The organism is Micromonospora sp. NPDC047730, assembly GCF_043204765.1.
Classification (GTDB): Bacteria; Actinomycetota; Actinomycetes; order Mycobacteriales; family Micromonosporaceae; genus Micromonospora.
In genome coordinates this window covers 866,953-878,914 of record NZ_JBIDCU010000001.1, presented here as the reverse complement: position 1 = coordinate 878,914, position 11,962 = coordinate 866,953, and the positions used below count along the sequence as shown (strand labels likewise).

General features: G+C 69.2%; 20 protein-coding genes. 19 read left to right on the top strand and 1 reads right to left on the bottom strand.

The features are described 5' to 3' along the window. Positions 1-6: 6 nt before the first annotated feature. From ACGF5G_RS04285 to ACGF5G_RS04265, 5 genes are read left to right on the top strand one after another with little or no spacing between them, the layout of a single operon-like run. Positions 7-270, top strand: coding sequence for a hypothetical protein (locus ACGF5G_RS04285; RefSeq protein WP_393258876.1), 264 nt, complete (start codon positions 7-9; stop codon positions 268-270). Between the two features lie 11 nt (positions 271-281). Next, positions 282-854: a hypothetical protein gene (locus tag ACGF5G_RS04280; RefSeq protein WP_393258875.1), complete on the top strand. Its 573-nt coding sequence runs from the start codon at positions 282-284 to the stop codon at positions 852-854. A gap of 39 nt (positions 855-893) precedes the next feature. Continuing rightward, positions 894-1,706 carry a hypothetical protein gene (locus ACGF5G_RS04275; protein ID WP_393258873.1) on the top strand — a complete coding sequence of 271 codons (813 nt, stop codon included), beginning with the start codon at positions 894-896 and terminating at the stop codon, positions 1,704-1,706. Further along, positions 1,703-2,011 carry a hypothetical protein gene (locus ACGF5G_RS04270; protein ID WP_393258872.1) on the top strand — a complete coding sequence of 103 codons (309 nt, stop codon included), beginning with the start codon at positions 1,703-1,705 and terminating at the stop codon, positions 2,009-2,011. Before ACGF5G_RS04275 ends, ACGF5G_RS04270 begins: the two co-directional genes overlap by 4 nt. Before the next feature lie 13 nt (positions 2,012-2,024). Then, on the top strand, positions 2,025-2,360 hold the full coding sequence (locus ACGF5G_RS04265; RefSeq protein WP_393258870.1) for a hypothetical protein: 336 nt from the start codon (positions 2,025-2,027) through the stop codon (positions 2,358-2,360). 89 nt (positions 2,361-2,449) lie between these two features. On the opposite strand, the gene ACGF5G_RS04260 is transcribed toward ACGF5G_RS04265, so the two are convergent. Beyond that, positions 2,450-2,722, bottom strand: a complete 273-nt coding sequence (locus ACGF5G_RS04260; protein WP_393258868.1) for a hypothetical protein — start codon at positions 2,720-2,722, stop codon at positions 2,450-2,452. A gap of 78 nt (positions 2,723-2,800) precedes the next feature. On the opposite strand from ACGF5G_RS04260, the gene ACGF5G_RS04255 reads away from it, so the two are divergent. The 14 genes from ACGF5G_RS04255 (at position 2,801) to ACGF5G_RS04190 (ending at position 11,951) form a co-directional block, all read left to right on the top strand. Beyond that, the gene (locus ACGF5G_RS04255; protein WP_393258867.1) at positions 2,801-3,226 is read left to right on the top strand and encodes a hypothetical protein; all 426 of its coding nucleotides are present in this window, start codon (positions 2,801-2,803) and stop codon (positions 3,224-3,226) included. Further along, positions 3,226-3,852: a hypothetical protein gene (locus tag ACGF5G_RS04250; RefSeq protein ID WP_393258865.1), complete on the top strand. Its 627-nt coding sequence runs from the start codon at positions 3,226-3,228 to the stop codon at positions 3,850-3,852. Before ACGF5G_RS04255 ends, ACGF5G_RS04250 begins: the two co-directional genes overlap by 1 nt. Positions 3,853-4,035: 183 nt before the next feature. Continuing rightward, positions 4,036-4,665: a hypothetical protein gene (locus ACGF5G_RS04245; RefSeq protein WP_393258863.1), complete on the top strand. Its 630-nt coding sequence runs from the start codon at positions 4,036-4,038 to the stop codon at positions 4,663-4,665. Between the two features lie 245 nt (positions 4,666-4,910). Continuing rightward, a complete protein-coding gene (locus tag ACGF5G_RS04240) occupies positions 4,911-5,729 on the top strand; it encodes a hypothetical protein (protein ID WP_393258861.1) in 819 nt (272 codons plus the stop codon). Beyond that, positions 5,726-6,094: a hypothetical protein gene (locus ACGF5G_RS04235; RefSeq protein WP_393258859.1), complete on the top strand. Its 369-nt coding sequence runs from the start codon at positions 5,726-5,728 to the stop codon at positions 6,092-6,094. Before ACGF5G_RS04240 ends, ACGF5G_RS04235 begins: the two co-directional genes overlap by 4 nt. Further along, positions 6,091-6,792: an FAD-dependent thymidylate synthase gene (gene thyX / locus ACGF5G_RS04230; RefSeq protein ID WP_393258857.1), complete on the top strand. Its 702-nt coding sequence runs from the start codon at positions 6,091-6,093 to the stop codon at positions 6,790-6,792. The genes ACGF5G_RS04235 and thyX overlap by 4 nt, the downstream gene beginning before the upstream one ends. Further along, positions 6,789-6,917, top strand: a complete 129-nt coding sequence (locus ACGF5G_RS04225; protein ID WP_393258855.1) for a hypothetical protein — start codon at positions 6,789-6,791, stop codon at positions 6,915-6,917. Before thyX ends, ACGF5G_RS04225 begins: the two co-directional genes overlap by 4 nt. After that, positions 6,914-7,270: a hypothetical protein gene (locus ACGF5G_RS04220; protein ID WP_393258853.1), complete on the top strand. Its 357-nt coding sequence runs from the start codon at positions 6,914-6,916 to the stop codon at positions 7,268-7,270. Before ACGF5G_RS04225 ends, ACGF5G_RS04220 begins: the two co-directional genes overlap by 4 nt. A 68-nt stretch (positions 7,271-7,338) precedes the next feature. After that, the gene (locus tag ACGF5G_RS04215; protein ID WP_393258852.1) at positions 7,339-8,073 is read left to right on the top strand and encodes a hypothetical protein; all 735 of its coding nucleotides are present in this window, start codon (positions 7,339-7,341) and stop codon (positions 8,071-8,073) included. Positions 8,074-8,177: 104 nt separating this feature from the next. After that, a complete protein-coding gene (locus tag ACGF5G_RS04210; protein ID WP_393258851.1) occupies positions 8,178-8,597 on the top strand; it encodes a hypothetical protein in 420 nt (139 codons plus the stop codon). Next, positions 8,594-9,046: a hypothetical protein gene (locus tag ACGF5G_RS04205; RefSeq protein ID WP_393258850.1), complete on the top strand. Its 453-nt coding sequence runs from the start codon at positions 8,594-8,596 to the stop codon at positions 9,044-9,046. The genes ACGF5G_RS04210 and ACGF5G_RS04205 overlap by 4 nt, the downstream gene beginning before the upstream one ends. Next, positions 9,043-9,267: a hypothetical protein gene (locus ACGF5G_RS04200; RefSeq protein WP_393258848.1), complete on the top strand. Its 225-nt coding sequence runs from the start codon at positions 9,043-9,045 to the stop codon at positions 9,265-9,267. The genes ACGF5G_RS04205 and ACGF5G_RS04200 overlap by 4 nt, the downstream gene beginning before the upstream one ends. Before the next feature lie 36 nt (positions 9,268-9,303). Then, entirely contained in the window at positions 9,304-11,796 is a 2,493-nt protein-coding gene (locus ACGF5G_RS04195) for a phage/plasmid primase, P4 family (protein WP_393258847.1), read from the top strand. Continuing rightward, positions 11,793-11,951: a hypothetical protein gene (locus tag ACGF5G_RS04190; protein WP_393258846.1), complete on the top strand. Its 159-nt coding sequence runs from the start codon at positions 11,793-11,795 to the stop codon at positions 11,949-11,951. Before ACGF5G_RS04195 ends, ACGF5G_RS04190 begins: the two co-directional genes overlap by 4 nt. The last annotated feature ends 11 nt before the right edge of the window (positions 11,952-11,962 follow it).

Below are 11,962 nucleotides of genomic sequence, written 5' to 3'. Positions count from 1 at the left end.
TACCCCTTGTCGACCTACGCAGGCGATGACCTGACCCCGATTCTCACCCCGCGACCGCCCTCCGGCATCGGCTACCGGCAGGGCGTCGTCGTCACATGGGACAACGTCACCGGAGCGAACGTGATCGACATCGGCGGCACGCAGCACACCAACGTGCCGTACCTCAACACCTCGGAGGTCGGCCTGATCTCGGCCGGCGACGTCGTCGGCATCCTCACCGCGTCGCCTTCGTGGTTCGTCCTCGGTCGCATCATTACGCCCGGTAGCTAGGAGCTGCTCACATGGCAACTACGTCCGTCTACGCCCTGCCGTATCAGACGATGGCCGACCCGCCGCACGGTCCCGACCTGGGCCGGCTGCTCGCGGAGAAGGTCGAGACCGAGCTCGTCCGCATCGACGCCGACGTCGACCGTCTCGAGGCTCCCGTGATCGCTCGTCTCCGGCAGACGACGCCGCAGACCTTGACGACCGGCACCTTCGCTCCGATCAACTTTCAGACGGAAGACCTCGACTCCGCTGATGGTCACTCGACGACGACCAACATCAGCAGGTACACGGCGAAGGTAGCCGGTAAGTATGAGCTCTCGGGCGCGATCGCCTTCGCCGCGAACGGCACAGGGCAGCGCTACGCGAAGTGGCAGAAGAACGGCGTCGACGTACCGGCAAGCGGCACCAACATGCAAGCGCTCACGTCCGGTCAGAGTCTCCTCGGCGCGGCGACCGTCTTCGTAACGCTTGCGGTCAACGACTACGTGCAGCTCCTCGGCAACCAACTGTCCGGCGCCAACCTCGACACCTACACGGGCGTCGACTACGCGCAGTCGGCAATGAACGTTCGCTACCTCGGCAAGTGATCGCGTGAGGCGCCACCCGCGCAAGGAAGGAGCTCTCCCGTGACCATCGCCCCGTCCAACCTCCTCGCCGTGCGGGCGCTGCTGCTCGAGCACCTCAAGCCGTACGGTCTGAGCTCGGCCGAGGTCGGCATCGTCGGCGACTCCGCGCACCGGGGCGGGTATCACTGCGGCCGGAGCCGTGTCGACCTCGCCGACTACTCCGTCGACGAGTCGAAGCGCGATCGCGACGGCCTGAGCGACTACGCCTCGGGTCTCGACATCGGCACCTTCAGCTACCGCGACGCCGCAGGTCGAACGCACAACCTGCGCACCTTCAGCGTGTGGCTCGTCGCGCAGTGCAAGGCCGGCACCGCCGACACTCGCGACATCCGCGAGGTCATCTATTCGCCCGACGGCAAGACCGTCCGGCGCTGGGACGACCTCGGCGTGCGCAGCTCCGGCGACGACTCGCACCTCTGGCACACGCACATCAGCTTCTACCGCGACGCGACGAAGGCCGGCCGCAGCCTGACCGCCGTCTTCCGCAGGTACCTCGAAGAGATTGGATTGATCGACATGCCGATGACCGCTGCTGACCGCGTCGCCTTCTGGACGCACGACCTGCGCGACGGCGACGGCTCCGACCCGGCCTACAAGGTGCTCAACCGCGCCGCCACGATGGCAGCGCAGGCTGCCGCCGACGCCTCCGTCGCGAAGGCGGGCGTCGCCCGGCTCGAGGCGAAGGTCGCCGCCCCGGCGCCGGTCACCGTCGACGCCTCGGCCGTCGCCAACGCCCTCGCCGGTAACGCCGCCTTCGTCGAGGCCCTCGCGAAGGCAGTCGCCGACGAGCAGGCCCGGAGGATGGCAGAGTGACCGTGCCCGGACCGCTGGGGCCGGACACCCCGCCCCCGGCGGTCGATGGGACGGCGTCGCTCCTGATCATGATGGCGCGACTCGAGGGCAAGGTCGACGCCGCCCTCGCTCAGCAAGGGGCGAAGGTCGACGAGCATGGGCGTCGCCTCGACGCCCTCGAGGGCGATCACGACGCCATCGACGAACGCCTTCGGGCGGTCGAGCAGAGGGCGACCGTAACGCCTCGGGCGATGCTCGCCGCCCTCGCCGCCCTCGCCGCCATCCTCGCCGCCCTGACGCCATTCCTCGACCGCCTCTACACCTGAGAGGTCACCGCCCATGACGCCACGCGCCGCCATCACACGCGCCACCATCGCCGCAGCCGTCGCCCTGCTCGTCGCCATGCTGAAGGCGTTTGGCATCGACGTTCCCGACGCCATCGCCGACAACCTTGTCGAGGTCGGGGCCTTCGCCCTGCCGCTCGCCCTGGGCGTCTGGTACACCCGGCGGGCGAGGCAGGCTGCCAACGCCCGCCCTACCGAGGGCGACGCCCCGGACGCCATCGCCACGAGCGAGGCGACGCCCTCCGACCCGGTCGCCATCGCCGAGGGCGACGCCGCCCTTGCCTCGCCCGGCACCGCCCGACCGTCGCCCTTGACGCCATCGGATGAGTAGGGCGACGCCATCGCCTGACGCCACACCGCCCATCGCCCCGCCATCGGTCGCCGTGCCGAGGGCGGGGCGTTTTGGCGTTTCCGGGGCGGTCAGTCGAAGCCGACCGGGCGCCCGTGGCGACGGACATCCCATCGCCCCTCGGCGTCGCCCTGGGCGTACACCTTCGCCATTGCCGCGCGGGCGTCGTCCTCGGCGTCGAGGTGCGCCGCCTGCCGCAGCTCGTCGTGGCCGAGCGGGTCAACGAGGACGACATCCCATCCGCCCGCCTCGCGCCGCTCCCATAGACGCAGGAGGGCACTCGGGTCGGCGTCGTTGCCGCGGTATAGCCACGCCGCTTCGCGAAGCAGAGGGAAGCCCTTCACCCCTCGAAAGTACGCCGCACACCTCGGCCGGCTCTGGCGCATGAGACCTGCGACCGATCACCGACCCGAGGAGGCACAGTGCCGCCCCGTTCCCCGTATGACGTCCTGACCAGCTTCGGCACCGCCCGCGCAGTCACCCCACGCTTCCGCCCCGGTCAGAAGGTAAAGCTCCCGGCCGAGCTGGGCGGCAAGGTCGGCGAGATCGTCGCCCACCACGGCGCACCGTACGCGCTCGCATGGCTGGTGAAGGTTGACGGGGTGCACCTCATCATCGACGAGCCGCACCTCACGAAGGCGGCGCCGCAGTGGCGACCGGGCGACGTCGTGATCGTGCGTTGGCACGGCGCAACGTCGACGCCCTACACCTACGTCCGCGGCATGTACTCATGGCCGGGCGAGCGGTCGCCGAAGACCGACGCGCAGATCGACGAGCTCTACCTCGCCGGCAAGGCGAAGCCTGTCTTGCAGTCGGGCGGCGAGCCCTTCGACGAGGGGCGGCTCTGATGCTGACCGTCCGCGAGCACTTCACCGTCGACGCCCAGGGCACGGCCGAGGAGGTGCGCACGACCTTCTACCCGCGCCCGCTCGTCGGCATCATCGGCCGCAAGCGCGCCGGTAAGGACACCTTCGCCGGCCGGCTCGTCGAGGCGTACGGCTACCGTCGTTTCGCCTTCGCCGATGCACTGAAGGAGGCGGCGCTCGAGCTCGACCCGATCGTGACGCCGCTCGACACCGTACAGAGCTCGCACCGACTCTCCGAGGTCGTCGAGCTCATCGGCTGGGAAGGCGCGAAGGAGTACGCCGAGGTACGCCGCACGTTGCAGCGCTACGGCGCCGCAATCCGCCGGATCGACCCTGACTTCTGGCTTCGGCGCGTCCTCGCCCAGGCCGAGGCCAACCCGGCTCCGGTCGTCATCACCGATGTTCGCTACCCGAACGAGGCGAAGGCGATCCGCGACCGCGGCGGGTACCTCGTCCGCGTCTTCCGCCCTGGGCAGGACGACTCCGACATGCACGAGAGCGAGACTGCGCTCGACGGCTACCCGGCCGACCGGCTCGTGCTCAACAACGGGACGGTCGACGAGCTGCTCGCGAAGGCCGACGCCGTCGCAAGTCGCCTCCGCGGATAGCTACCCCTGACACCTGACAAGGCCCCGGTGCCGTATGACTCGGTCATGCGACATCGGGGCCTTGCTGTGTTTTACAGGAAAGGCAACCCTAAGTAAGATTTAAGACAGGCCCCGCGCGAAAGACGACTCACGCTTCGTATGATGGCTCGGCACCGCCCACCGACGGATGAGAGGCCCCGAAAGATGGAGCGAACCCGCTCACGTCAGGACTTAGCGCGTGACCTCGTCAAGGCGCTGCGCAAGCTGAAGACTCTCTCCCCCGGTGACGCAGCTCGGACCGAGGCGCTTCGCGAGGTCGCCCGCCTCTCCGTCGACCTCCGCGAGCATTTCCTCACGCCGAGCGGCGAGCCGGATTGGGCGGCGCGCACCTGGGAGTACAGGCATTTCATCGTCGACCGCTACTCCGACGCGGACTACTCGCAGGAGGAGTCACGCGCCACGCAGGCAGCAGTGCGCTATCACGTCTCGAAGTACGTCCGCGAGCGACTGTCGCCGCAGGAGGTTGCAGACCTGGGCCTACGTAGCGAGTCATCCGTCGACCGATCACGCGAGCAGCGCGACGCGCGCCGCGCCCTGCTCAACGCCGCAAGGCATCAGGTCGCGCCCGGCTCCGAGGGCGGACCGGGTAGCGCCGACGTACTCCGCGCCATCGCAGGCGCGCTGCTCGTGTTGCAACACATCGACCCGGCGGCGCTCGCCGAGATGACCGAGACGGACCGCGTACAGGCACAAGCAGTGCTAAGCCGGCTCGTGTCGCGGGCCGAGCAGCTCGGCGACGCGGCGGCGGTCGCAGGGGCGGACGCGGGCGAGTGACGAAGTGACGAAACTAGCGTCACTCTATATAGATGCTTTAAGGAGGAGGAGAAGAAGACATAGAGAGAGAATATGAAGTGACGTAAGAACCGTCACTTCGTCACTCGGGAGCCGCCTCCGGCCGCCCCGCGCAGCGCCCCGCCTACCCGGCGAGGGCGCTTTTCGCATTTCTGCACACCTTGACCCCGATTGGCGCATGAGACAGACGTCCCCTTCACTACCTTCCGCGAGGAGGTCTGGACGTCTTGACGACGCCGAAGATCAGCACTATCAAGCGGGGCGGCTCCCGCTTCTACGTGCACCCTGAGAAGAAGACCAAAGTGCCGGGCGTGACGAGCATCCTCGACATGCTCCCGAAGCCCTTCCTCAAGCCCTGGGCCTCGCGCGTCGTTGCCGAGTACGCGATCGGCAACCTCGGCGAGATGGTCGGCCTCGCCCTCAACGGCGACAAGCAGGGCGCGATCGACTACCTCAAGCGCGCCCCCGACCGTGACACCCGGCGCGCTGCCGACGTCGGCACCGAGGCGCACGACTACTTCGAGACGATGGCGAAGGGCGAGAGCGTCGGCCGCGTCCACCCCGAGATGAAGCCCTTCGTCGAGCACTTCGCCGACTTCCTTGACAAGGTGCAGCCGCGCTTCGTCTTCATGGAGGAGACCGTCTGGTCGGAGAAGCACGACTACGCCGGTAGCTTCGACGCCCTCGCCGAGATCGAGGGCGAGCTCGCGTGGCTCGACTGGAAAACGACCCGGAGCGGTGTGCACGAGGAGGTCGCCCTTCAGCTCAAGGCGTACGGGAAGGCCGACTACATCGTGCGCCCCGACGGCTCCCGCGTGCCGCTGCCGCAGGCCCAGGCCGCGGGCGTCCTGCACGTCCGGCCGGAGGGTTGGGCGCTCTACCCGGTGCGACACGACGACGTCGTCTTCGAGCACTTCTTACACCTGCGCGAGACGTTCAGGTGGGAGCGCGAGCTGAAGGAGACCGTCTTCGGCGAAGCGATGGCCGGCTCGTCGGTCATGCCTCCGTCGCGGCACACGACCTACGCCGGTCAGGTGACGCGATGAACGCCGAGACCGTCGCCGAGATCATCCGCGACTTCATCGACGGCGAGTACGCCGACTTTCACGAGGCGAACATCAGCGCCCGCGCCGAGGGCGACTCCGTCGTGATCTCCGTCGGCGTCGTCGAGCAGCCGACCCGGCGCTTCCGCGCAGTGCTCGTCGAGACGGACGAGAACGGCGACCCGATCGCCAACGAGCACCTCGGGGCAGCCTTCTACGCCGGTCGTGCCGACATGCTGCGCCGCGTGCTCGACGAGGCCGAGACCTTCCGAGGCCTGATGAAGCGGCGGCGCTACTTCAACAACGCGAACGGCGTCCGCCGCTTCGTCGACTACCTGCGGAAGCAGCTCGGAGAGGAGGCGCCGTGACCGACGTTCGCTTCAGAAGCGACATGACCGTCGAGCTCGTCGACGCGATGGCCTCCGACGCCTCCGTCGTCCGCGCCGCGCGCGTCTCGACGAAGGGCGCCGAGTCCCGCGACGCCCAGGCCGACGCGGGCCTGATCCGGTACCTGATGAAGAACCGGCACGGCTCGCCCTTCGAGCACGCCGTCTTCACCTTCTACGTCGAGGCGCCGATCTTCGTCTTCCGCGAGTTGATGCGGCACCGCATCGCCTCGTACAACGAGGAGAGCGCTCGCTACCGCGAGCTCGAGCCGGTCTTTTACGTGCCGGCCGGCGACCGGCCGCTCGTGCAGGTCGGCAAGGCGGGCGAGTACCGCTTCGAGCCGGGCACGCGGGCGCAGCACTTCGACACTGTCGAGACCCTCAAGATGACGAGCCGAGCTGCGTACAACCTCTATCAGGTCATGCTCGCCGACGGCATCGCCCGCGAGGTCGCCCGCATGTCGCTGCCGGTCTCGATCTATTCCTCGGCGTACGTCACGATCAACGCCCGCTCGCTGATGAACCTGCTCAGCCTGCGGACGAAGCGCGAGGGGAGCTCCTTCCCGAGCTACCCGCAGCGCGAGATCGAGCTCGTCGCCGAGGGCTTCGAGCGGCACTTTGCCCGGCTCATGCTGGCGACGTACGCCGCCTTCGACGAGGCTGGGAGGGTGGCGCCGTGACGCCGGAGGAGCGCCGAGAGGCGGACGAATTGGCGGCGCGCGTGGCGCGTCCGTACGCACTGACTGTGCTCGGAGGCGCCCTCGTGTTGCTGCTGCTCATGTGCGTCGCGGCGGTGTTCGCATGATCGACGAAGCCTCCCCGCTTGACGTCGCATGGCTCGCCGGCCTGCTCGAGGGCGAAGCCGCCTTCGACCTGCACCGGCAGCGCTACCCGCGGGTCCGCCTCGCCATGACGGACCGCGACACCGTCGAGCACGCCGCACGGCTGATGGGGGCCTCGGTCCGCTGCTCGCTCAACGCCGCACCGGCCTCGGCAACCTGGCACGCGGAGATCAGCGGGCCGAAGGCCGAGCAGGTCATGCGGGCGATCCTGCCGCACATGCACGCCCGGCGGTCGCAGCGCATCGCGAGTGTGCTCGGCCACGCCCCGGCGACCGACAAGTCGGCTCCGAAGGTCGCGTGCACACCTGCGCCCTGATTGGCGCATGAGCCCTACGACCCGGTCATAGCGCGGTCGCCCGCGCACACCTTGCAAGGAGAATCGCTTTGGGACTCCGCATCTTCGAGACCGACCCGGAGGCAGCGCCGCAGGATCGGCAGCGCTTCTCGGAGGACATCGTCGGGCGCTTCCGCTCCGGCTATCAGATCAACGGTCGCCCCTCCTCGCTCGAGAAGTGGCGCGTCACCTCGGGCGACCCGGAGGTCGCCGACCGGATCGTCGAGCTGTTCGGCAGCGAGAACGATCAGGCGCCGCAGTCGTGGGAGACGAAGGGCGAGGACAACCTCGAGGTCTTCACGACCTCCGAGGCGGTGAAGGTCATCCTCGACGGCCCCGACGCCCTGAAGCAGGAGATGATCCTCTGGGGCCGGAACAACAACGCGATCCGGCGCTGCGACGGCATCGAGCAGAAGGGCGTCGACAAGGACGACCCGGCGAAGGGCAAGGGCTGCGAATGCCCGCAGCTCCTCGCCGACCGCAAGGACGCGGCGAAGAAGGGCACCGGCTGCCAGCCCTCGATCACGGCGTACTTCCGGCTCGCCGACGACCCGGAGCTCGGCCGCTTCCGGTTCACCTCCGGTTCGTGGTCGCTCGTGAAGGACATCGTCGACTTCGAGAAGAAGCTCGCGAAGGTCAACGGTCCGGCGCTCGTGTCGCTCGGCCTCGAGGTCGTCGAGTACGGCGAGGGCCGCGACAAGAAGCGCTTCATCAAGCCGGTCTTCGAGCTGCTCGGCGCCTACAAGCCGAAGGCGCGCCCCGGCGACGAGGAGCCTCCGTACTGAGCGCTCATCGCGTGAGTCGCCTTACCCGCTAGAAGCAGGCCCCGGGGCCGGTGCTGACATCCGTCCGCCGGCCTCGGGGCCTTTCGCCGTTTCAGGAGGAATCCGTGAGCACCGAAGCTCCGCGCGACTGGCGCGGTACGCCCATCACGCCCGGCGCGCTCGTCGTGTACGCCTACACGTCGGGGTCGTCGGCCCTGACCGCCGAGGCGACCGTCGCCCCGGCACCGTTCGTAACGCCGTCCGGGGCGATCCGCCTCGACCTCGTCCGGCGGTCGTCCGGTCACGGGAGCTACCGCGACCGCGTCGCCGTAAGCCCGGCCGGCCTGACCGTTGTCGAAACGCTGCCGCCGACCGATCTGCCTACGGCCGCGGAGGTGCGCGAGCAGCTCGAGAAGGGTCGCCTCGAGCGCGAGGCAATCAAGGCAACGCACGACCTGCCCTCGGGCTACTGGACAGGGCGCGAGAAGTGCGCTCGCTGCGGAATGGACTGGCGCGAAACGCTCTCGAGGCGGTGCGGCGAATGAGCAACCCGAACGGCGCGAAGGGCAGCCGATGGGAGCGAGCCCTCCGCGTCTTCTTCCGCGCTGCCTCGATCAAGGCGTTCAAGCCGTACGCCGAGGGCCGGCACGACGTCGGCGACCTGCACGGTCTCTCACCCTTCATCGGTCAGGCAAAGGACTGGCGCTCCTGGGAAGACGCCATGCGCGAGGGCCTCGACGGCGCCGAGAAGCAGCGCGTGCACGCGGGCGAGCACTACGGCGTCGCCTTCGTCAAGCGCGCTCGCCGCTCGACCGGCGACGGCTACGCGGTGATGCGGGTTGTGACGTTCGCTCGGCTGCTGCGCCGCCTACGGAGGGCCGAGGAGCTCCTCGCCGAGCTCACCGGCCCCTCCGATCGGTACGCCGAGCACCTCGCCCAGGTCGAGGCCGATCTCGAGACCGACTTCGACGCCCTTGCTCGGGAGGCGAAGTGACCCCGTACACCGTCGGCGATTGGGTCGAGATCCTCCCCGACCCGGACTCGCCGTATAGCCCGTTCAACGGAGCGGCGGTCGGTCAGGTCGTGTCAGTGCACGAGTACCCGCCCGAGGTCGGCCCGACCTTGTTTGAAGTCAAGCCGCTAGGCCGAGCCTCGCACCCCTTCAGCGCTGACCGCCTGCGGCCGGCGAACACCTCGCCGGACTCCGGCGCATGAGACCCGCGACCGATCACCCGACGGAAGGGATAGTCAGTGACCCTCGATGAATTCCTCGGCCGCTTCGCCGAGGTCGTCGACGAGCGCGACGGCTACGTCGTCCCGTGCCCGGCGCACGAGGACTCGCGCCCGTCGCTCCGCGTCGCCGTCGGCGAGGCCGGCTCGCTCCTGCTGAAGTGCCGGGCGGGGTGCAAGACCGAGCAGGTGCTCGAGGCGCTCTCGATGTCCTTCGACGACCTCCGGCGCGTCGAGGCCGGCGAGGTGAAGACCCGCGCCCGGTCGACCGACAAGCCGGCCGGCCCCGCGGAGGTCGCGAAGCTCGCGGCGCAGCTCGACCGCTGGGCGATTGACCTTCAGGCCGGGGCCTGCGAAGACGCTGACGCGTACTTGCGCGACCGCTTCGGTATCACCGCTCAGGATGCCGACCGCCTCGGCCTGGGCGTCGCCGACGATCTCGGTGGGGGCCGCCGCGTCGTCGTCCCGTTCCGTGACCGCGACGGCGTTCCCCGCGGCTTCCAAGCCCGCGCGCTCGACCCGAAGGCGCGCGTCCGTTGGCTCGGGCCGAAGTCGCCCGACGGCGCCTCCTGGGCGAAGGTCGGCTACCTGCCGGGCGAGTCCGGCTGGGCAGAGCTTATTGTGACCGAAGGCCCCGGCGACGGCCTGACCTCCGTCGCGACCGGCTATGACGTCGCCTTCGTCCGCGGTGCTGGCCTCGCCGCCTCGGTCGCCGACGAGGTCGCCGCCATCGCCGACGGTCGCCCGGTCGTGATCTGCGGCGATGCCGACCCGGCCGGCGATGCCTTCTCGCGCACGCTCGGCGCCGAGCTCGCGAAGAAGGGACTTTCCGTCCGAAAGGTTCGCCCGCCGGTCGACGGCGACGACCTGACCGACTGGCGCAAGCGCGACGCCGACGGCTTCGCGACCGCCTTCATCCGCGCTGTCACCTCGGCGCAGGACCCCGGCGGGCTGCGTACCCGCATGGCGGCATGGACCGACGCCGACCTGACCGACGTCGCCGCCGCTCGCAGGCTGAAGGCGCACCTCGAGCAGGCCGGCTCGGGTGTGCGCTTCAGCCCGGAGGCCGGCTTCTTCCTGCTGCGTGACGGCGTGTGGCGCCCCGACAAGCTCGACGAGGTGCGCACGCACGCGCAGGAAGTCGCCCGGATGCTCTGGGACGAAGCCGCCGCGATCGGCACGGCGATCGACGCCCACGAGAAGGCCGGCGACGACGACGAGGCGACGGAGCTTCGTAAGAAGTACGGGCGCCTGAAGCAGTTCGCGAAGCACGCGAACAGCACGAAGGGCATCGACTCGATGACGAAGGAGCTCCGTGCCCTTCAGGGCGTCGCGGCCGACGTGAACGACTTCGACCGGCATCATCACCTGCTCGCGTGCCGTAACGGCGTCGTCGACCTGCGCACGGGCGAGCTCCTCGAGCACGATCCGGGCCTGCTCCTAACCCGCCGCGTCGAGCTCGACTACGACCCGGAGGCGTCGGCCCCGCGGTGGGAGCAGTTCCTTCGCGAGGTCTTCCCTCACCCGGCAAAGCACGCGGGCCTGCCTGACTTCATGCAGCGCCTCGTCGGCTACGGCATCACCGGGCACACCGACGAGCAGTGCTTCGCTGTGCTCTGGGGCAAGGGCGCGAACGGCAAGAGCATCTTCACCGACACGCTTACGGAGGTCTTCCGTGAGCTCTCGGTCACGACGCCCTTCTCGACCTTCGAGGAGCGCCCATCAGGCGGCATCCCCAACGACCTCGCAAGCCTGAAGGCCGCCCGGCTCGTCTTCGCCGCCGAGGGCGAGCAGGGCCGGCCGATGGCTGAAGCGGTGCTGAAGCGGGTCACCGGCCGCGACCTGATCTCGGCCCGGTTCATGCGGCGCGAGTTCTTCGAGTTCCGCCCCAACTTCCTCCTGATGCTGGCGACCAACTTCCGCCCGCAGTTCAGAGGCCAAGACGAAGGATTGTGGAGAAGGGTCAAGCTGATCCCCTTCGAGCGCTACTTCGCCCCGCACGAACGTGATCACAGGCTCGGCGAGAAGCTCAAGGCCGAGGCTCAGGGCATCCTCGCGTGGGCCGTCCGCGGGGCGGTCGAGTGGTTCCGCGACGGCCTCGGCGACCCGAAGCCGATCGTTGACGCGACCCGCGAATACCGGCAGACGAGCGACGCCCTCGCCGGCCTGCTGCCGGGCGTGCTCGTCTACGACGACGAGGGCCGGATCACCGGGAAGCTCGCCTACGACGCCTATCTCGCCTGGGCGGACGAGGAGAACCTTCCGATGAAGGAGCGCTGGACGAGGCGCACCTTCTTCGCCGCCCTCGAGGAGCGCGGGGCCTCGAAGCGGAAGTCGAATTCGGGCGTCTACTTCTCCGGCGTCCGGCGGGCGAAGCAGGCCGACGCCCAGGGCGACGACGCCGTCGAGCCGGTCGAAGAGGAGCGCACACCTCCGTCACCTCTGGCGCATGAGAAGACCGAGACCCCGACGAGCGGCCCGTCGCTCGGAAGCATCTTCGAGGAGGCCCCATGAGGAAGCCCTACCGCGTCACCCTGCACGGCTTCGAGGACGACACGAGCGTTTGCGAGGTCGCGCTGACCGAGGCCGACTCCTTCCGCTTCGTCGCCGAGCAGCTCAACGAAGGCGCGGGCGCGACGACCCCGACGATGTCCATTGAGGAGGCGTGATGAAGACCCGT

What these genes read in the sequence shown, in the direction of transcription:
- ACGF5G_RS04280 (WP_393258875.1), top strand. Translation starts at nt 282, where the DNA reads ATGGCAACTACGTCCGTCTACGCCCTGCCGTATCAGACGATGGCCGAC.
- ACGF5G_RS04265 (WP_393258870.1), top strand. Translation starts at nt 2,025, where the DNA reads ATGACGCCACGCGCCGCCATCACACGCGCCACCATCGCCGCAGCCGTC.
- ACGF5G_RS04250 (WP_393258865.1), top strand. Translation starts at nt 3,226, where the DNA reads ATGCTGACCGTCCGCGAGCACTTCACCGTCGACGCCCAGGGCACGGCC.
- ACGF5G_RS04245 (WP_393258863.1), top strand. Translation starts at nt 4,036, where the DNA reads ATGGAGCGAACCCGCTCACGTCAGGACTTAGCGCGTGACCTCGTCAAG.
- ACGF5G_RS04235 (WP_393258859.1), top strand. Translation starts at nt 5,726, where the DNA reads ATGAACGCCGAGACCGTCGCCGAGATCATCCGCGACTTCATCGACGGC.
- ACGF5G_RS04220 (WP_393258853.1), top strand. Translation starts at nt 6,914, where the DNA reads ATGATCGACGAAGCCTCCCCGCTTGACGTCGCATGGCTCGCCGGCCTG.
- ACGF5G_RS04205 (WP_393258850.1), top strand. Translation starts at nt 8,594, where the DNA reads ATGAGCAACCCGAACGGCGCGAAGGGCAGCCGATGGGAGCGAGCCCTC.
- ACGF5G_RS04190 (WP_393258846.1), top strand. Translation starts at nt 11,793, where the DNA reads ATGAGGAAGCCCTACCGCGTCACCCTGCACGGCTTCGAGGACGACACG.